Origin of the sequence: Pseudonocardia sp. DR1-2, from assembly GCF_023717215.1 — a bacterium.
GTDB classification, from domain to species: domain Bacteria; phylum Actinomycetota; class Actinomycetes; order Mycobacteriales; family Pseudonocardiaceae; genus Pseudonocardia; species Pseudonocardia alni.
The window spans coordinates 1-18,411 of the sequence record NZ_JAMQOF010000016.1; the positions used below are offsets into that span (position 1 = coordinate 1).

The 18,411-nt window shown below is 70.7% G+C and carries 16 protein-coding genes; 10 read left to right on the plus strand and 6 right to left on the minus strand.

What is annotated here, in order from left to right; genetic code table 11:
* Together ND486_RS28585 and ND486_RS28590 are read left to right on the plus strand one after the other, a co-directional pair.
* A partial coding sequence (locus ND486_RS28585; RefSeq protein ID WP_251787415.1) for a lactate utilisation protein LutB domain-containing protein occupies positions 1–409 on the plus strand: 409 nt, incomplete at its 5' end.
* Positions 406–1,053, plus strand: a complete 648-nt coding sequence (locus tag ND486_RS28590) for an LUD domain-containing protein (protein WP_251787416.1) — start codon at positions 406–408, stop codon at positions 1,051–1,053. The genes ND486_RS28585 and ND486_RS28590, both read left to right, overlap by 4 nt.
* Before the next feature lie 57 nt (positions 1,054–1,110).
* Here ND486_RS28590 and ND486_RS28595 read toward each other — a convergent pair whose 3' ends face one another.
* From ND486_RS28595 to ND486_RS28610, 4 genes are all read right to left on the minus strand, one after another.
* Positions 1,111–1,458, minus strand: coding sequence for a hypothetical protein (locus tag ND486_RS28595; RefSeq protein ID WP_251787417.1), 348 nt, complete (start codon positions 1,456–1,458; stop codon positions 1,111–1,113).
* Positions 1,459–1,502: 44 nt separating this feature from the next.
* The gene (locus ND486_RS28600; protein WP_251787418.1) at positions 1,503–4,883 is read right to left on the minus strand and encodes a pyruvate carboxylase; all 3,381 of its coding nucleotides are present in this window, start codon (positions 4,881–4,883) and stop codon (positions 1,503–1,505) included.
* Positions 4,884–5,119: 236 nt separating this feature from the next.
* Complete coding sequence (locus ND486_RS28605) at positions 5,120–6,463, minus strand: MFS transporter (RefSeq protein WP_251787419.1); 1,344 nt, start codon at positions 6,461–6,463, stop codon at positions 5,120–5,122.
* Positions 6,464–6,731: 268 nt separating this feature from the next.
* On the minus strand, positions 6,732–7,649 hold the full coding sequence (locus tag ND486_RS28610; RefSeq protein ID WP_308215894.1) for a LysR family transcriptional regulator: 918 nt from the start codon (positions 7,647–7,649) through the stop codon (positions 6,732–6,734).
* A 20-nt stretch (positions 7,650–7,669) separates the two neighbouring features.
* Here ND486_RS28610 and mmsB point away from each other — a divergent pair, with 20 nt between their 5' ends.
* The 4 genes from mmsB to ND486_RS28630 are packed head-to-tail and all read left to right on the plus strand — an operon-like array spanning position 7,670 to position 12,226.
* On the plus strand, positions 7,670–8,635 hold the full coding sequence (mmsB, locus tag ND486_RS28615) for a 3-hydroxyisobutyrate dehydrogenase (protein WP_285899448.1): 966 nt from the start codon (positions 7,670–7,672) through the stop codon (positions 8,633–8,635).
* Between the two features lie 46 nt (positions 8,636–8,681).
* Positions 8,682–10,145 carry an aldehyde dehydrogenase family protein gene (locus ND486_RS28620; protein ID WP_251787421.1) on the plus strand — a complete coding sequence of 488 codons (1,464 nt, stop codon included), beginning with the start codon at positions 8,682–8,684 and terminating at the stop codon, positions 10,143–10,145.
* 10 nt (positions 10,146–10,155) lie between these two features.
* On the plus strand, positions 10,156–11,016 hold the full coding sequence (locus tag ND486_RS28625; RefSeq protein WP_251787422.1) for an enoyl-CoA hydratase/isomerase family protein: 861 nt from the start codon (positions 10,156–10,158) through the stop codon (positions 11,014–11,016).
* A 1-nt stretch (position 11,017) separates the two neighbouring features.
* Positions 11,018–12,226 (plus strand): CaiB/BaiF CoA-transferase family protein, encoded by a 1,209-nt coding sequence (locus ND486_RS28630; protein ID WP_251787423.1) that lies wholly within the window; start codon positions 11,018–11,020, stop codon positions 12,224–12,226.
* 61 nt (positions 12,227–12,287) lie between these two features.
* Here the strand turns inward: ND486_RS28630 and ND486_RS28635 are convergent, their stop codons facing one another.
* On the minus strand, positions 12,288–13,025 hold the full coding sequence (locus tag ND486_RS28635; protein ID WP_251787424.1) for a GntR family transcriptional regulator: 738 nt from the start codon (positions 13,023–13,025) through the stop codon (positions 12,288–12,290).
* Positions 13,026–13,198: 173 nt separating this feature from the next.
* Positions 13,199–14,212: a ketol-acid reductoisomerase gene (gene ilvC, locus ND486_RS28640; RefSeq protein WP_251787425.1), complete on the minus strand. Its 1,014-nt coding sequence runs from the start codon at positions 14,210–14,212 to the stop codon at positions 13,199–13,201.
* A 224-nt stretch (positions 14,213–14,436) separates the two neighbouring features.
* On the opposite strand from ilvC, the gene ND486_RS28645 reads away from it, so the two are divergent.
* The 4 genes from ND486_RS28645 to ND486_RS28660 all read left to right on the plus strand — a co-directional run bounded on the left by ND486_RS28645 (position 14,437) and on the right by ND486_RS28660 (position 18,270).
* On the plus strand, positions 14,437–15,558 hold the full coding sequence (locus tag ND486_RS28645) for an amidohydrolase family protein (protein WP_251787426.1): 1,122 nt from the start codon (positions 14,437–14,439) through the stop codon (positions 15,556–15,558).
* Positions 15,559–15,572: 14 nt separating this feature from the next.
* Positions 15,573–16,706 (plus strand): amidohydrolase family protein, encoded by a 1,134-nt coding sequence (locus tag ND486_RS28650; RefSeq protein ID WP_251787427.1) that lies wholly within the window; start codon positions 15,573–15,575, stop codon positions 16,704–16,706.
* Positions 16,707–16,713: 7 nt separating this feature from the next.
* Positions 16,714–17,211, plus strand: a complete 498-nt coding sequence (locus tag ND486_RS28655) for a Rieske (2Fe-2S) protein (RefSeq protein WP_251787428.1) — start codon at positions 16,714–16,716, stop codon at positions 17,209–17,211.
* An 84-nt stretch (positions 17,212–17,295) separates the two neighbouring features.
* Positions 17,296–18,270 carry a 2Fe-2S iron-sulfur cluster-binding protein gene (locus ND486_RS28660; protein WP_374232002.1) on the plus strand — a complete coding sequence of 325 codons (975 nt, stop codon included), beginning with the start codon at positions 17,296–17,298 and terminating at the stop codon, positions 18,268–18,270.
* Positions 18,271–18,411: the final 141 nt, after the last annotated feature.

An 18,411-nucleotide genomic window follows, 5' to 3' on the forward strand; every position in this document is an offset into this window, starting at 1 on the left:
CTTCGAGGTCTGCCCGGTCCGCATCGACATCCCGGAGGTCCTAGTGCACCTCCGCAGCGAGGTCGTCGAGGCCCACCAGCAGGCGTCGCGGGTCCCGTCGGTGCAGGACATGGCGATGAAGGCCGCGTCGTGGACGCTGTCGTCGTCGGCCCGGACCGGTGCGGCGGAGAAGGCGGCCGGCTGGGGCGGCCGGCTCGCCGCCAGGATCGGGCGGACGGCGCCGGGCGGACGCAACGTGCTCGGCGCGATCCCCGGCGGGCCGGCGGGCGCCTGGTCCGACTCCCGCGACGTCCCGGTCCCCGCCGCGGAGTCGTTCCGGCAGTGGTGGGAACGCACCGACGGCGGGCACCGCGACGACGACGCCGGCAACGCGAACGGGAACGACGGCGGGAACGGGGACCGGCGATGAGCGCACGCGACGCGATCCTGCAGAAGGCCCGCCGGGCGCTGGCCGACGTGCCGGACACCGCGCCGGACGTCGACGTCCCGATCGTCCGGCCGGCCCCGGCCCGGGACCGGTCCCACGCCGACGTCGTCGACCTGTTCGCCGAGCAGGTCGCGGACTACCGGGCCGTCGTGGAGCGCGCGACGCCCGCGACCGCCGCCGGGCTCGTGGCGGGTGCGCTCGCCGGGCGCTCCCCGCTGGCCGGGGGCGGACGGTTGCGGATCCTCGTCCCGCCCGGCTTCCCCGCCGGGCTGGTCCCCGCCGACGTCGAGGTAGTCACCGACGGGCCGGACGTCGGGGTGTCCGAGCTGGACCGTTGCGACGGCGTGCTGTCGACGGCGGCGATCGGGATCGCCGAGACCGGCACGATCATCCTCGACCACGGCCCTGGCCAGGGCAGGCGCGCCGCCACCCTGGTCCCGGACCTGCACATCTGCGTGATCCGGGCCGACCAGATCGTGCCCGGTGTTCCCGAGGCCGTCGCCGAGTTGGAACCGAGCCGGCCGCAGACCTGGATCAGCGGGCCGAGCGCCACCAGCGACATCGAGCTGAATCGCGTAGAGGGCGTGCACGGTCCACGCACCCTGCACGTTCTCGTTACCCCATAGGCCGACCGACTGGGCCCCACCGCGTGAGCAGCACGTCGACCGGCCCCGGTCGACGTGCTACGCGTGGCTGAGGGGCCCGTCCGGCCTGCCAGTCCGCCTACGGCTCTCGGGCCGCAGGCGCCGGATCGCGAAGCCGGCCGCGAGCAGGACGATCGACAGGACCGGGGCCAGCCGCATGTAGAGAGGGCCGGCGAAGTCCAGCATCGACCGCCCGAGAAACGTCGCAGAGGCAGCCAGAAGCACTCCGGCTGCCCAGGCGTACAGGTGATCGTCGAACCGCCCGAATCCCACGCGGGCTGCCGCCACGGCGGCGACGCTCGTTACGCATGCGTCGAAGAGGAACAGCACCTCGGACAGCGCGTGCATCTCCCGCGCGTAGTGGATCGGTTCAATCAGCGGAAGCACCGTTGGCTCCTTTATCTAGGGAGGCAGGGCTACCTAAACGTTGCTCAGCCCAGTTCGACGAGCAGGTCGCCGCCCTCGACCTGCGCGACGTCACCGATCGCTAGCCGTGCGACCGTTCCGCCGCGGTGGGCTGTGATCGAGGCCTCCATCTTCATGGCCTCGATGGTGGCGACGGTTTGCCCGGACTCGACCTTGTCGCCCTCGCCGACCTGCAGGGTGACGACGCCGGCGAACGGGGCGGCGACGTGGCCGTCGTTCGCGGTGTCCGCCTTCTGCGCGGCCTTGACCTCGGTTGCGACCGAGGTGTCGCGCACCGACACGGGCCGGATCTGCCCGTTGAGGGTGGTGAGCAGGGTGCGGTAGCCGCGCTCGTCGGGCTCGGAGACCGCGTCGAGCTCGATCAGTAGGGTGACGCCGGGCTCGAGCTCGACGCTGTGCTCGAGACCGGGCTCGAGGCCGTAGAGGAAGTCCTTCGTGGACAGTACGGAGGTGTTGCCGTACTGCTCGCGATGGATGTCGAAGTCGCGGGTGGGGCCGGGGAACAGCAGCCGGTTGAGGGTGCGGCGGCGGTCGGTGGCGAGGTTCTTGTGGTCGTCCTCGGTGAGGTCGACACGGCCGTGGCCGGCACGCCGCCCGTCGAGGGCTCGGGTGCGGAAGGGCTCGGGCCATCCGTCGGGCGGGGTGCCGAGCTCGCCGCGGAGCAGGCCGATGACGGAGTCGGGGATATCGAAGCGGGCCGGGTCGGCCTCGAAGTCGATGGGGTCGACGCCGGCGCCGACCAGGTGCAGGGCGAGGTCGCCGACGACCTTCGACGACGGCGTCACCTTCACCAGCCTGCCCAGCATCCGGTCCGCGGCGGCGTAGCAGTCCTCGATCAGCTCGAACCGGTCCCCGAGCCCGAGCGCGATCGCCTGCTGACGCAGGTTCGATAGCTGCCCACCCGGGATCTCGTGGTGATACACCCGCCCCGTCGGCGACGCCAACCCCGACTCGAACGGCGCGTAGACCTTCCGCACCGCCTCCCAGTACGGCTCCATGTCCCCCACCGCCGTCAGCGACAACCCGGTCGCCCGCTCGGTGTGATCGGTCGCCGCGACCAGCGCCGACAACGACGGCTGCGAGGTCGTCCCCGCCATCGACGCCACCGCCCCGTCCACCGCATCGACCCCCGCATCGATCGCCGCGGTCAACGTGGCCAGCTGCCCACCCGCGGTGTCGTGGGTGTGCAGGTGCACCGGCAGATCGAACCGCTCCCGCAGGGCCGAAACCAACGTCCGTGCGGCCGGGGGCCGCAGCAGACCCGCCATGTCCTTGATCGCCAGTACGTGCGCTCCGGCGTCCACGATCTGCTCGGCGAGGCGCAGGTAGTAGTCGAGGGTGTAGAGCTTCTCGCCGGGATCGGACAGGTCCGCGGTGTAGCAGAGTGCGACCTCGGCCAGCGCGGTGCCGGTGGTCCGGACGGCCTCGATGGCCGGGCGCATCTGGGAGACGTCGTTGAGCGCATCGAAGATCCGGAAGATGTCCATTCCGGTCGCAGCGGCCTCGGCGACGAAGGCGTCAGTCACCTCGGTCGGGTACGGCGTGTACCCGACGGTGTTGCGGCCGCGCAGCAGCATCTGCGTGCAGATGTTCGGCGCCGCCGCCTTCACCGCCGCCAACCGCTCCCACGGATCCTCGGCCAGGAACCGCAACGCCACGTCATACGTCGCCCCACCCCAGCACTCCAGCGACAACAACTCCGGCATCGTCCGCGCCACGTACGGCGCCACCGCCGTCAGGTCCCGTGTCCGCACCCGCGTCGCCAGCAACGACTGGTGCGCATCCCGGAACGTCGTGTCCGTGACCGCCACCGCCGCCTGCGCCCGCAACCGCGCCGCGAACCCCTCCGGGCCCAGCTCCCGCAACAGCTGCGCCGACCCGCCCGGCACCGGCCCGTCCGAGTCGGCCCCGGCCGGAAGCTTGTCGATCGGCTCGACCACCTGAGGGCGGGGCCCGTGGGGCCGGTTGACCGTCACGTCGGCCAGGTAGGACAGCATCCGTGAGCCCCGGTCCGCCGAGGGGCGCGCAGAGAGCAGCTGCGGGCGTTCCTCGATGAACGAGGTGGTGATGGCACCGGCGGCGAAGTCCGGGTCGTCGAGCACGGCGGCGAGGAAGCCGAGGTTGGTGGCGACGCCGCGGATCCGGAACTCGGCGATGGCGCGGCGGGCGCGCCGCACCGCGCTGGTGAAGTCCTGGCCGTGGCAGGTGAGCTTGACCAGCATGGAGTCGAAGTGCGCGGACACCTCGGCTCCGGTGTGGACGGTGCCGCCGTCGAGCCGGACGCCGGGTCCGCCGGGGGTGCGGAAGGCGCTGATCGTGCCGGTGTCGGGGCGGAAGGCGTTGGCCGGGTCCTCGGTGGTGATCCGGCACTGCAGCGCGGCGCCGGTGAGCCTGACCTGGTCTTGGGTGAGGTTGAGCTCGGGCAGGGTCGCGCCGGCGGCGATGCGGAGCTGGGCGATGACCAGGTCCCGGTCGGTGACCTGCTCGGTCACCGTGTGCTCGACCTGGATCCGCGGGTTCATCTCGATGAAGTGGTGCCTGCCGCGCTCGTCGAGCAGGAACTCCACGGTGCCCGCGTTGACGTAGCCGATCTGGCGCGCGAAGTTGACCGCGTCGGCGCAGATGGCGTCGCGGACCCCGGGATCGAGGTTCGGCGCCGGGGCGATCTCGACGACCTTCTGGTGGCGGCGCTGCACCGAGCAGTCCCGCTCGTAGAGGTGCACGACGTTGCCGTCGGCGTCGGCGAGGATCTGGACCTCGATGTGGCGCGGGTTCACCACGGCCTGCTCGAGGAACACCGTCGGATCGCCGAACGCGGACTCCGCCTCGCGCATCGCCGCCTCGATCGCCTCGCGCAGCGCGCCCGGCTCCTGCACCCGGCGCATACCGCGCCCGCCACCCCCGGCGACGGCCTTGACGAAGATCGGGAAGTCGATGTTCTCCGAGGCCGCCAGCAGCTCGTCGACGTCCGACGACGGGTCCGACGACTCCAGCACCGGAACGCCGGCCTCGCGGGCCGCGGCGACGGCTCGGAACTTGTTGCCGGTCAGGTGGAGCACCTCGGTCGGCGGCCCGACGAAGGTGATGCCCTCCTCGCGGCAGGCGCGGGCCAGGTCCGGGTTCTCGGACATGAAGCCGTAGCCGGGGTAGACGGCGTCCGCGCCGGCCTTCTTCGCCGCGCGGACGACCTCGTCGACCGACAGGTACGCGCGGACCGGATGGCCCTGCTCGCCGATCCGGTACGACTCGTCCGCCTTGGCACGGTGCAGGGAGTTGCGATCCTCGTACGGGAACACCGCAACCGTCGACACGCCCAGCTCGAACGCGGCCCGGAACGCCCGGATCGCGATCTCACCCCGGTTGGCCACCAGAACCTTGCCGAACATCTGTCTCCTCATTGGGGCCGGGTCGCAGCGTGCCGCGACCGATCGGGTGGACGCCGGGCGGGTGGCCCGGGGTCGTCGTACTGGCGCGGAAGCACGGAGCCCGTTTGTCGTGGGCCAGGGGTGTGCAGGCCCGTGGGTGGGTGTGGCGGGAGAGCTGAGTGCCCTCGTGATGACCCGGTGGGCGAAGGACCCACCGGGCCACCGGCTCGCCGATCTCGACAGCGGCAGGCCCGCTGTCAGCTCACTGGTTCTCTCGCAGCGTCGCTGTCGGAGGTGAACTCGTTCCGGAACACGACGGTCGCCACGACCGTGGACAGGACGAGGAAGCCGAGGACGATCCACATACCGCCGACCTGGCTGCCCGTCACGTCCGACAGCCATCCGGTGAGTGCGGGGCCGAGGACGCCGGAGCCGTTGCCGAGCGTGTTGATTAGCGCCATGCCGCCCGCGGCTGCGGCACCGGTCAGCAGCCGGGACGGCATGCCCCAGAAGACCGGCATCGCGCACAGGATGCCGGTGGCGCCGACCGTGATCCCGAGCATTGCCAGGAACGGGCTGTTCGCGTACATCGCGGCGACGATGCCGATCCCGCCGATCACGGCGGGGAAGGTGAAGTGTTTGACCAGCTCGTTCTTAACGTCGGAGTGGCGGGCCCAGAGGAGCATGCAGACTGCGGCTACCCCGTACGGGATCGCGGTGAGCAGGCCGACCTCGAGGGTGGAGTACTCCACGCCGTAGGTCTCCTTGAAGCCGGCGATGATCGTCGGCAGGAAGAATCCGATGGCGTAGACGCCGTACATGATCCCGAAGTACATGAGCCCGAGCAGCCAGACCTTGGGCTGCCGGACGGCGTCGCGGAACCGGTGCGACTTGCCGCCCTCGCCCTGCTCCTTCTCCAGGTCGGAGATGAGGAGCTTCTTCTCGCTGTCGGTCAGCCAGGTGGCGTCCTGCGGCCGGTCGGTCAGGTAGAACCAGCACACGACGCCGAGGATCACGGCCGGTAGACCGGTCATCAGGATCATGAAGCGCCAACCGGCCAAACCGGGGACGAGATCGTCGCCGTACTGGATCAGTGCGCCTGCGATCGGGGCGCCGATCACCGAGGTCAGCGGGATCGCGACGAGGAACAGCGCCATCGCGCGTGCCCGGTCGCGCCGGGTGAACCAGAACGTCAGGTACAGCAGGACGCCCGGTGCGAACCCGGCCTCGGCCATGCCGAGCAGGAGCCGGAGCACATAGAGCGTGCCCGCATTGGGAACGAACGCCATAACCGACGCGACGATCCCCCAGCTGACCAGGATCCGGGCCAGCCAGCGGCGCGCCCCGACCTTGTACAGGGCGAGGTTGCTGGGTACCTCGAGCAGCAGGTAGCCGACGAAGAAGATGCCCGACGCGATGCCGAACATGGCCGCGGTCAGGCCAAGGTCGGCGTTCATCCCGGCAGGTGCGGCGAAGGACAGGTTCGTCCGGTCGAGGTAGTTCACCAGGTACATCAGCCCGACGAACGGGGAGATGCGCCAGAGGATCTTCTTCCGCAGGCGGTCCCTGGCTGCGGTCTCGGAGCTGTCGGTGGTGGTCACGGGGACACCTCCTGGCGGGGCGTCGCCCGGCCGTCGGCGGGACGGCGGTTCGGATCAGCTGCCCGGGGTCGTCCGATCGGGACGGCGGGGGCGAGCAGGCAAGGCACGGCAGTCACACAGCGCTCCTTTGCTGCTGGCGGGAGTTCGCGACAGAGCCAGAAAGATGAGCCAGAATCCAGACTCCTGGATCCACGGTGTGAGGACGGTAACTACACCCTCGGGGGGTGTCAACGACGAGGTCGTCGCCGCCCGGCCCTGAAGCTATCGGTTATCCACCCATAACCTGCGGCGATGTGGCCGGGGGAATCAGACGGTCGGCCGCGAGTCGTGCGGTCTCGGCGAGGTGTTCGGCGACCACGGCGATGCGCTCGGTGTTCAGCAGCCGATTCGGGGTGATGGTCCAGAAGGTACGTCGCGCTGAAACCCGGTCGTGCAGAACGGGACGGAGTCGTTCGTCGCCGTCGGCGAGGAAGCATGGCACCAGGCCGAGTCCGACTCCCCCGGCCGCGGCTTCCACCTGGGCGAACAGGTTCGTCGTCCGGAACACCACGTTGGCCTGGGCGGCGATGTCCTCGGCGCTCTGCAGCTCGGGCAGGTCCAGCAGCGACGAGACGAACCAGACCAGGTCGTGGTCGGCCAGGTCCCGCGGTTCGCGGATACGTGAGCGTTGCGCAAGGTAGCTGGGGCTGCCGTAGAGCCGCAGGTCGTAGTCGCAGAGGTGGTCCACCCGGAACCCCGGTCGCTCCGGCCGGTGGATGGTGACGGCGAGGTCGAACTCCCCCACCCCGTAGTCGAGCAGATGCAGCCTGGTCACCAGCTCGACCTGGATCCCGGGGTGCGCACGCCGCAGGCGCGCCAGTCCAGGCGCGATGACCGCGCTGCCGAAGCCGTCTGTGGCGACGATCCGGACGGTGCCCCGCGGGCTGTGCCCGTCGTCGGTCACCGCGCCCCGGGCGGCGTCGGCCTCGGCCTCGATGCGCTCTGCGTAGGGCAGCAGCCGACGGCCGGCCGCCGTCGGCGTCCAGCCGCGCGGGGTCTTGTCGAACAGTCGCTGGCCGAGCTGCTTCTCCAGCGCGGTGATCCGCCGTCGGATCGTCGTGTGCTCCACGGCCATCCGTTCGGCGGCCACGGTGAGTCGCCCGTATCGGGTGAGCTCCAGGAAGTAGCGGAGGTCCTCGAGGTTCACTTGTGCATCCTTGCACAGCCATGGTGCCCAGCTTCGTCTTGAGTGTGCCGAAGTGCCCAGCGAGAGTGAGCAGAACTCGATACGAACGGAGCGTGACAATGAGCGTCATCGGATTCGTCGGCCTGGGCAACATGGGCGGGCCCATGGCGGCGAACCTGGTCAAGGCCGGGTACGACGTACAGGGATTCGACCTCGGCGAGGAGGCAAAGGCCGCGGCGGCCCGGGCGGGCGTCACCGTCGTCTCCTCGGCCGAGGAGGCCGCCGAGGGCGCCGACACGCTGGTGACGATGCTGCCGAAGGGCGACCACGTCCGCAGCGTCCTGCTGGGCGAGGACGGCCCGCTGACCCGGCTCAAGCCGGGCGGCCTGGTGATCGACGCGTCCTCGATCGACGTCGCGACCAGCCGCGACGTGCACGCCAAGGCGACTGAGCTCGGCCTGAAGGTCCTCGACGCGCCGGTCTCCGGCGGCGTCGCCGGTGCAACCGGCGGCACGCTGACCTTCATGATCGGCGGCTCGGCCGAGGCGTTCGCCGCCGCCGGCCCGGTCCTCGACGCGATGGGCTCGAAGTTCTTCCACGTCGGCGACGCCGGCGCCGGCCAGGCGGTCAAGGCCTGCAACCAGATGGTCGTCGGTGCCAGCCTCGTCGCGGTCGCCGAGGCGTTCGTGCTCGCCGAGCAGCTGGGCGTCTCGAACCAGAACCTGTTCGACGTCCTGAGCACCTCGTCGGGTAACTGCTGGGCCCTGCACAACTTCACCCCCCGCCCCGGCCTGGTCGACGGCTCGGCCGCCGACAACGGCTACGCCCCGAAGTTCGCCGCCGGCCTGCTGGCCAAGGACCTCGGCCTCGCCGCCGCCGCGGCCGACGACACCGGCGTCCAGCTCGTCGTCGGGCGCGGTGCCCTGCAGCAGGTCGGCAAGTTCGCCGAGACCGACGGCGGCCTGGACTCCTCCGCGGTGATCCGCGCGGTCGAGATCCGTTCCTGATTCGACCGGCACGACCCGACCAGCACGACCCGGAAAGGGACATCCCATGAGCACCACCACCCCCGACTTTCTCAACTACATCGACGGCAGCTGGGTCGGCGCCCGCAACGACGAGTGGATCGACGTCGTCAGCCCGCGCAACCGCCAGGTGATCGCCCGCGTGCCGCGCGGCGCCGAGAAGGACGTCGCCGACGCCGTCGACGCGGCCGGCCGGGCGTTCCCGGGCTGGCGCGACACCGCGCCGCGGGCCCGCGGCCGCCTGCTGCAGCAGATCGCCGACGCGATCGAGCCGCACATCGAGCGGATCGGCCGCCAGATCGCCGAGGAGAACGGCAACGCCCTGCGCACCCAGGCCCGCGGCGAGGTCCAGTACGCCGTCGACGTCTTCCGCTACTTCGGCTCGGTCGCCAGCGAGACCAAGGGCGAGACGATCCCGCTCAACGCGCACGTCCTCGACTACTCCCGCCGTGAGCCGATCGGCGTCGTCGGCGCGATCGTGCCGTGGAACGCGCCGGTCCAGCTGGCCTCGATGAAGATCGCCGCGGCGCTCGCCGCCGGCAACTCGCTGGTCCTCAAGGCCGCCGAGGACGCCCCGCTCGCCGTCCTGGAGATCGTGAAGATCTGCGCCGACTTCCTCCCGGCAGGCGTGCTGAACTGCGTCGTCGGCTACGGCACCGAGGCCGGCGAGGCCCTGATCACCCACCCGGCCGTGCGGAAGCTGTCCTTCACGGGGTCCACCGCCGTCGGCAAGCGGGTCATGGCGGCCGCCGCCGAGCGGATCGTTCCCGTCTCGCTCGAGCTCGGCGGCAAGAACCCGCAGATCGTCTTCCCGGACGCCGACGAGGACTGGGTCGCCCAGGGCGTCGTCACCGGCATGCGCTTCGTGCGCCAGGGCCAGTCCTGCACCGCCGGATCGCGGCTGTTCGTGCACCGCTCGATCGTCGACTCGTTCGTCGAGAAGGTCACCGCGCACCTGTCGAAGCTGAAGGTCGGCGACCCGCTCGACGAGGCGACCGACATGGGCGCCGTGGTGAACCAGAAGCAGTACGACCGGGTTTGCAGCTTCATCGACGAGGGCCTGCAGCGCGGGGAGGCCCGGGTCGCGATCGGCGGGCGTCCGCCGTCGGAGGGCCCGCTGTCGGAGGGCTACTACATCGAGCCCACCGTGTTCGTCGGGATCGAGAACGACTGGCGGATCGCCCAGGAGGAGATCTTCGGGCCGGTGCTGTGCGTGATCCCGTGGGACGACGAGGAGGAGGTCGTCCGCATGGCCAACGACACCCACTACGGGCTGTCCGCGTTCGTCTGGACCCACGACCTCGGCAAGGCGCTGCGCACCGCGCACGCGATCGACGCCGGCTGGGTGCAGGTCAACCAGGGCGGCGGCCAGGTGCTCGGGCAGTCCTACGGTGGCTACAAGCAGAGCGGCATCGGCCGCGAGTTCTCGCTCGAGGGCATGCTGGAGAGCTTCACCGAGCGCAAGCACGTCTCCGTCGACACCTCCCACTGAGGCGCGCGCCATGACCGACGAGACCTTCACCGGCGAGCTCGGCCGGGTCCTGCGTGAGGACCCGCCCGCCGAGCTCGTCGTCGACCGGGTCGCCGTGCAGGACGTCGACGACGTCGCCGTGGTGACGCTGTCGAAGCCCGAGGCCCGCAACGCACTATCGCTCGCCGCCTGGCAGCGGCTGCGCACCGTGTTCACCGAGCTCGGCGGGCGGGACGGCCTGCGGGCCGTGGTCGTCCGCGGGGCCGGCCCGGACGCACTCGCGGCCGGCGCCGACATCAAGGAGTTCCCGCAGACCCGCCTCGGTGCGGCCGCGGCGACCGGCTACAACGAGTCGATCGCCCGGGCGCTGCGGGCGGTGTCCGCGGTGCCGGTGCCGGTGATCGCGTCCATCCACGGGCTCGCGGTCGGCGGCGGCTGCGAGCTCGCCGCCGCGTGCGACGTCCGGATCGCCTCGACGGCGGCCCGGTTCGGCATCCCCATCGGCAAGCTGGGGGTCACCCTCGGCTACACCGAGACCTCCGCGGTGGCCCGGGTGATCGGCCCGGCCGAGCTGAAGTACCTGCTGTTCAGCGGGGACATCGTCGGTGCGGCCGACGCCCACCGGATCGGGCTCGTACAGCGGCTCGCCGAGCCGGGCGAGCTAGTCGACACCGTCACCGGCCTGGTCGGACGGATCCGGACCCAGGCCCCGGTCACCATCAGCGCCGCCAAGCTCGTGACGGACATGGCGGGGCGTCCGCTCACCGACGCCGACGCCGACCTGCTGTCCCGGCTGCACGTCGAGGCCTACGACGGGCCGGACCTCCGCGAGGGGGTCGCGGCCTTCTCCGAACGCCGGGCGCCGGTGTTCGGCCGGAAGGGAGAGGACTGACATGGGAGCACTGGACGGGGTCCGAGTCGTCGACCTCACCCGGTACCTGTCGGGACCGACGCTGACGATGCTCCTCGCCGATCTGGGCGCGGACGTCGTGAAGGTCGAGACGCTGCCGAACGGGGACGCGGCCCGCCAGTCGGGACCGTTCACCGGCGGCGAGAGCGTCTACTACATGGCCTCGAACCGCAACAAGCGCAGCGTCGCCCTCGACCTGCGTAGCGAGGCGGGCGCCGAGGCGCTGCGCAGGCTGATCTCCGAGGCCGACGTGTTCGTGGAGAACTTCAAGCCCGGCACCGTGGAGAAAATGGGCGTCGGACCGGAGGCGATGCGGGAGCTGAACCCGCGGCTGGTCTACGTCTCGCTGAGCGGGTTCGGGCAGCGCCCGCCCGGGTCCGAGCTGGCCGGGTTCGACCAGACCGCGCAGGCCATGTCGGGGCTCATGAGCGTGACCGGCACCCCGGAGACCGGCCCGCTGCGGGTCGGCATCGCGGTGGCCGATTCCGCGACCGGCGTGTTCGGCGCAGTCGGTGTGCTGTCCGCGCTCTACGAGCGCGAGCGCACCGGGCAGGGCACCGTGGTCGAGGGATCGCTCATGCAGTCGATGCTGACGCTGCTGTCCTACCAGGCCCAGAAGTATCTGAGCCTTGGCGTCACACCCGGCCAGGACGGCAACGACCACCCGATCATGTTTCCGCAGGGCACTTTCAAGACCGGTGACTCGGCCATGACGCTGGCCTGCGGGAACGAGAAGATGTGGCAGCGGTTGTGCTCCGCACTCGGCAAGGCCGAGTGGGAGCAGGACCCCCGCTTCGCTAGCAACGCCGATCGGATGGCGAACCGGACCGAGCTGCGCAAGCTGATCGAGGAGGTCCTCTCGGGGAGGACCACCGAGGAGTGGCTTGACTCGGTCGGAGCGGCCGGGGTCCCGTGCGGCCCCGTCCTGACCATCCCCGAGGCGCTCGAGCACCCGATCACCGCGGGCCTTGGCATGGTGGCCGACGTCGACCACTCGGCGCTGGGCACGATGCGGGTCCTCGGGCAGTCGGTGAACGTGGGCTCCACCGACCCGGGCTGGCTGCGCCGGCCGGCCCCGATGCTCGGCGAGCACACCGAGGAGGTCCTGACCGCGGCCGGCTACTCGCCCGACGAGATCGACCTCATGGTCGTCGGCGGGCACGCGGCGCAGTGGCGGCGCGGCGAGGGCTGACCACGAGCGGCGGACACGCGGCGGGCCCCGGGAGATTTTCCCGGGGCCCGCCGTCGCCGGTTCAGCTCTCGACGCCCTCAATGGTGGCGGCGAGCGAGGTCACCAGCTTCTCGGCCGCGTTCCCGAGGTGCTGCCGGACCGCGGCTTCGGCGGCGTCGGCGTCGCGGGCCTGCAGGGCATCGGCGATCTCGGCGTGCTCCTGCCACGCGCTGTCGAACACAGTCGTGGTGTGCAGGACGCTGACCATTGCCCGCTCCACGATCGACCACACCGGCACGATCGCCCGCTGGTAGTGCTCGTTCTGCGACGCGGACAGGATCGCCATGTGGAACTCGCGGTCGGCGGCGAGCAGCTTCTCCGCGTCGTAGGAGGCGAACGCCTCGCCGTGGGTGTCGACGATTCTCTGGATCCGGCGCAGGTCCCAGTCCGAGCCGTGCTCGGCGGCGTTGCGCACCGCGCGCGACTCCAGTGCCAGGCGCACGTCGTACACCTGCCGCACGTCGGTCTCGGTCAGCGGGCGTACCGCCACTCCCCCGCCGGGCAGCGACTCGAGCAGCCCCTCGGCGACGAGATCGGGGATCGCCGCGCGGATAGGCATCCGGCTCACGCCGAGCTGGCGCGCGACCTGGACCTGATTCAGCTTCCCCTCGGGGATCTCGGCGAGCGCAATCGCCAGCCGGAGCCGGTCCCGCACCGTGCGCACCAGTGTTGTGGTGTCCCGTGGTGGCAGCTGCTCCAGTGCGGACCCTCGCGACGGCGGGTTGCCGGCCGGGTCGGCATCGTCGGTTGTGGTCACCATGGAAGCACGCACCTTTCGTCGTCTTCGCGGCCAATCTAGCAGTATTGAGGTTCCTGGATCCCCGAGCCACACCGGGCCCGGATATGCGGCCGCCCCCGTTCCGGCTGGTGGCCGGACGGGGGCGGGAGGCCGAGTCGCCGGCCGATCGGGCCGGCGGCGACGGCGGGTGCGGGTCAGGCGGTCTCGGTGATCTTCCGGTCCACCCACGGCATCATGTCGCGCAGCCGGGCCCCGACCTGCTCGATGCTGTGCTCCTTACCCTCGGCGCGCAGCCGCAGGAAGTTCGGCCGGCCGTTGTCGTCCTCGGCGATCCACTCCTTGGCGAAGGTGCCGTCCTGGATCTCGGTGAGGATCTTGCGCATCTCACGACGGGTGTCGTCGTTGACGATCCGCGGACCCCGGGTCAGGTCGCCGTACTCGGCGGTGTCGCTGCAGGAGTAGCGCTGGCGCGCGATGCCGCCCTCGTAGACGAGGTCGACGATCAGCTTCATCTCGTGCAGGACCTCGAAGTAGGCGATCTCGGGCTGGTAGCCCGCCTCGACGAGGGTGTCGAACCCGGCCTGGATCAGCGCCGAGGCGCCGCCGCACAGCACGGCCTGCTCACCGAACAGGTCGGTCTCGGTCTCCTCGGCGACGGTCGTCTCGATGACACCGGCCCGGGTGGCGCCGAGCGCCTTCGCGTAGGCGAGCGCGAGCTGGGTGGCGTTGCCGCTGCCGTCCTGCTCGACCGCGACCAGCGCGGGGACCCCGTGCCCGTCGACGAACTGCCGCCGGACCAGGTGGCCGGGGCCCTTCGGCGCGACCAGCGCGACGTCGACGCCGTCGGGGGCGGTGATGTAGCCGTACCGGACGTTGAACCCGTGGCTGAAGATCAGCATGTTGCCGGGCGCGAGGTTCGGGGCGATCTCGTCCGCGTACAGCGTGCGCTGGACGGTGTCCGGCGCCTGGATCGAGACCACGTCGGCCTCTGCGGCGGCCGCGGCCGGAGTGACGACCCGCAGGCCCTCCTCCTCCGCCTTCGCTCGCGACTTCGATCCCTCTGGCAGGCCGACGCGGACGTCGACGCCGGAGTCCCGCAGGCAGAGCGCGTGAGCGTGGCCCTGGCTGCCGTACCCGATCACGGCGACCTTGCGGCCCTGGAGCAGCCCCAGCTCGGCGTCGGCGTCGTAGTAGACGGTGGCGGTCATCGATTCACTCCTTGTCGGACGGCCTTGCGGCCTCGATCGTGCGTGGCCACGGCTGAACCTACGCCTCGACGGCTCCTGGATCCAGGAGACAGGATTAGATTCTTTCGCTCGTGTCTTGAGTCACCTCCCGATCCATGGTTATCCTTGATCCTGGATCCACGCTAGCGAGCCTCTCGTGGCCCAGTCACGGTCCGCACGAAAACCCGAAAGGTCCGTTCCCGAACATGGTTGACACCGTCGTTACCCCGAGGAAGAAGCTCGCGGAACCCGCGGCAGGCACCCGCGCCGCCGTGGTCGACTGCGACACCCACCCGATCCTGCCGTCGGCCCGCGATCTGCTGCCCTACCTCGACGAGTACTGGGGCGACCAGCTGATCGGCGCACTCGCGCCCTACTACGACCCCAGCTACCACCCGCGGGGCTCGAACATCGCGCAGCTGCCGGACGCCCGCACCGACGACAACGGCCGAGCGGCGACCCGGGTCGAGGACTTCGTCGCCGACGTGTTCGCCGACGGTCGCACCGACTACGCGATCCTCAACTGCCTCTACGCCGTCCAGCAGATGCACCAGCCGCGCCGCGAGGCCGCACACGCCCGGGCGCTGAACGACTGGATCGCCCACGAGTGGCTGGCGCAGGATTCGCGCTTGCGGGCCTCGATCGTCGTGCCGCAGGGCACCCCGGAGCTGGCCGCCGAGGAGATCGACCACCGGGCGGGCGACGATCGGTTCGTCCAGGTGTTGCTGCTCGGCCAGTCCGAGCTGCTCTACGGCCGCCAGATCAACTGGCCGATCTGGGAGGCCGCGCACCGCAACGGGCTGCCGGTGACCATCCACATCGGAGGCGTGTTCCGCCAGGCCCCGACCTCGGTCGGCTGGCCGACGTCGTACCTGGAGTGGTACGTCGGCCAGCAGTCGAACCTCGAGGCCCAGATCAACTCGATCGTCTCCGAGGGCGTGCTGCAGAAGTACCCGGACACCAAGGTCGTCGTCAGCGAGGTCGGATTCAAGTGGCTCCCGCCCTTCGTCTGGAAGTTCGACAAGCTCTGGAAGAGCTACCGCCCCGACATGCCGTGGCTGGACCGCGCGCCCTCAGAGCTGATCCGTGACCACTTCCGGTTCACCACCGCGCCGTCCGACGGCGCCGAGCAGGCCGGCGGGCTCGACACCGCGGTGGAGCGGATGGGCAGCGACCAGATGCTCGTGTTCTCCAGCGACTACCCGCACCACCACACGACCGGCCCGCACACCATCGCGAACGGCACGTCCGACCCCGAGCTCATCGAGCGCATCTACCGGCACAACGCCTGGGACCTCTACAACCTCGCCGTCCCGGCCGACGAGTGAAAGGCGACATCACCATGACGGTCATCGACCACGCTCCCGCCACCGCGCCCGTGAGCAAGCCGGTCCTCGGGACGGGCATCTTCGACGTCGACATCCACCCGGTGCCCAAGGAAGGCCTCATCGCCGGCTACCTGCCGGAGCGGTGGCGCCGCCACATCGCCGAGTACGGCGTGCGCACCACCAACGGCCTGTCCACGGTCACCGAGTACCCGCAGATGTACGGCGGGGCCATGCGCAACGACTCGTGGCCCGACGACGGGACCTACCCCGGGTCGTCGCTGGACCTGATCCGGTCCCAGCTCCTCGACCCGTACGACATCACGATCGGTGTCCTCCAGTGCCTGGCCCCCGGCGGCCAGACCCTGAACCCGGCGAGCCAGGCGCTCGACCCGCGGCTCGCGCACGTGCTGACCCAGGCCATCAACGACTGGCAGCTCGAGCACATCGTCTACCCCGAACCGCGGCTGCGCGCCTCCGCGCCCGTCGCCTTCGAGGCCGCCGACCTGGCCGTCGAGGAGATCGAGCGGGTCGGGTCGAACCCGGGTGTGGTGTCGCTGCTGGGGCTGAGCAAGACCCTCGAGCCGCTGGGCAGTCGCCGGTACTGGCCGATCTACGAAGCCGCCGTCGCGCACGGCCTGCCGATCCAGTTCCACCTGTCGCAGGGCGGCGGGCACGCCAACACCGGGACCGGCTGGACCTCGTACCACACCGAGTACCACGTCGGGCACACCCAGAGCCTGCAGTCGCAGATGCTGAGCCTGATCCTCACCGGCACCTTCGACCGCTTCCCGGACCTGAAGGTCATGTTCGTCGAGGGCAACGTGCTGCACTTCGCGCCGCTGGCCGAGCGCCTCGACTACCACTGGAGCAACCTGCGCAGCGAGGTCGCCGACCTGCAGCGCAAGCCCTCGGAGTACATCCGCGACCACATCTGGGCCTCCACCCAGCCGATCGACGAGCCGGAGAACCCGCGCCACCTCGCCGAGATGATCGAGGAGTTCTGCCCGGACAACGTGGTGTTCGCCTCCGACTACCCCCACTTCGACTTCGACTCCCCGGAGACGGTCTTCCCGGCCTCCTTCCCGGAGGAGATGAAGCAGAAGATCCTGCGCGACAACGGGCTGAAGTTCTTCGGCCTGGACGGGTGAGCACACCATGACCAAGTACGCAGTCGCCAACGTCGCCGACATCGCGCCGGGCGAGCGCAAGATCGTCGAGATCGAGAGCCGCAAGGTCGGCGTGTTCAACGTCGACGGCGAGTACTACGCCCTGCTCGACCAGTGCCCGCACGCGGGCGCCGCGCTGTGCAGCTTCGGCACCGTCTTCGGTGTCTCGGAGTCCGCGGCCCCCGACATGCCGATCACCTACGAGCGCAACCGGTCCATCCGGTGCCCGTGGCACGCGTGGGAGTACGACATCCGCACCGGCGAGTCGTTCTTCGACCCGCGCAACGCGCGCGTCCGCAAGTACACCGTCGAGGTCGTCGCCGGGTCCCCCGAGGACACCGTCGATCCCGATGGCGGCGTGCAGAAGGGCCCGTACGTCATGGAGGGCTACGAGGTCTCGATCGACGGCGACATGGTCGTCGTCGACACCAGCCGGCGCCGGCCCGCACGCGGGCCGCGGGCGCAGGCCACGACCGGCCAGGCCTGATCGGCCCGGTCCCAGCCCGCCGGACCGGCGTGACCCGCCGGCCCGGCGGCTCCTCCTGTTCCGACCAGCATGCTCCGCGAACGGATGATCCAGATGACGAACTCCCCCCGCAGCGCTCCCGCCGAGGTGCGGGTCATCGTCGCCGAGATCGAGCTCGAGGCCACCGGGGTCGTCTCGGTGCGGCTGGAGCCCGCTGTCGGCGACAAACTGCCCGCCTGGGAACCGGGTGCGCACATCGATCTAGTCCTCGGCCCCGATCTGGAGCGGCAGTACTCGCTCTGCGGTGACCCGACCGACCTGCGCAGCTGGCGGATCGGGGTGCTCCGCGAACCGGAGAGCCGCGGCGGATCCGCCCATGTCCACGACAAGCTCGTCGTCGGCGACGAGGTGCTGTGCCGGGGGCCGCGCAACAACTTCACCCTCGACGACGCCGACGACTACCTGTTCATCGCCGGCGGCATCGGGATCACCCCGATCCTGCCGATGCTCGGGGCCTGCGAGGCCGCCGGGAAGCCCTGGCGGCTCGTCTACGGCGGCCGGGCTGAGGACTCGATGGCCTTCCGCGCCGAGCTCGCCGCCCACGGCGACCGGGTCACGATCTGGCCGCAGGACGCGAATGGGCTCATCGATCTCGACGGGCTGCTCGGCACGCCGGCTCCAGGCACGCACGTCTACTGCTGCGGCCCGGGTGTCCTGCTCGACGCCGTCGAGGAGCGGTGTGCGAGCTGGCCGGACGGCGCCCTGCACCTCGAGCGGTTCCGCCCCAAGGAGGGCGTGCTGGACGGAGAGAACTCGGCGTTCGAGGTCGTGCTCGACTACTCCGACATCAGCATCACCGTGGCTGCGGACCAGACCGTGGCCGAGGCGATCGAGGCCGCCGGGGTCGAGGTACCCACCTCGTGCCGCGAAGGCACCTGCGGGACCTGCGAGACCGTAGTCCTGGAGGGCGAGCCCGACCACCGCGATTCGTTCCTCACCCCAGTGGAAAAGGCCTCCAACGAGGTCATGATGGTCTGTTGCTCCCGGGCTTGCTCCCCGCGGCTCGTACTCGACCTCTGAGTGCGCTCCGGAGCCTGACCCGGAATTGCTCGGGACGGTCCGGCGAGCAGGCCCGGCGTTACCGTGTCCCTGGCCCTCGCCGCATCGACCGAAGCGCGCACCGGCTCCGGGACCGCGTCGTCGTCCTGATTGCCGGGCCGG

Coding starts and splice junctions, on each gene's coding strand:
- ND486_RS28590 (WP_251787416.1), top strand. CDS start 406: ATGAGCGCACGCGACGCGATCCTGCAGAAGGCCCGCCGGGCGCTGGCC.
- ND486_RS28600 (WP_251787418.1), bottom strand. CDS start 4,883: ATGTTCGGCAAGGTTCTGGTGGCCAACCGGGGTGAGATCGCGATCCGG.
- mmsB (WP_285899448.1), top strand. CDS start 7,670: ATGGTGCCCAGCTTCGTCTTGAGTGTGCCGAAGTGCCCAGCGAGAGTG.
- ND486_RS28620 (WP_251787421.1), top strand. CDS start 8,682: ATGAGCACCACCACCCCCGACTTTCTCAACTACATCGACGGCAGCTGG.
- ND486_RS28625 (WP_251787422.1), top strand. CDS start 10,156: ATGACCGACGAGACCTTCACCGGCGAGCTCGGCCGGGTCCTGCGTGAG.
- ND486_RS28630 (WP_251787423.1), top strand. CDS start 11,018: ATGGGAGCACTGGACGGGGTCCGAGTCGTCGACCTCACCCGGTACCTG.
- ND486_RS28635 (WP_251787424.1), bottom strand. CDS start 13,025: ATGGTGACCACAACCGACGATGCCGACCCGGCCGGCAACCCGCCGTCG.
- ilvC (WP_251787425.1), bottom strand. CDS start 14,212: ATGACCGCCACCGTCTACTACGACGCCGACGCCGAGCTGGGGCTGCTC.
- ND486_RS28645 (WP_251787426.1), top strand. CDS start 14,437: ATGGTTGACACCGTCGTTACCCCGAGGAAGAAGCTCGCGGAACCCGCG.
- ND486_RS28650 (WP_251787427.1), top strand. CDS start 15,573: ATGACGGTCATCGACCACGCTCCCGCCACCGCGCCCGTGAGCAAGCCG.
- ND486_RS28655 (WP_251787428.1), top strand. CDS start 16,714: ATGACCAAGTACGCAGTCGCCAACGTCGCCGACATCGCGCCGGGCGAG.
- ND486_RS28660 (WP_374232002.1), top strand. CDS start 17,296: ATGATCCAGATGACGAACTCCCCCCGCAGCGCTCCCGCCGAGGTGCGG.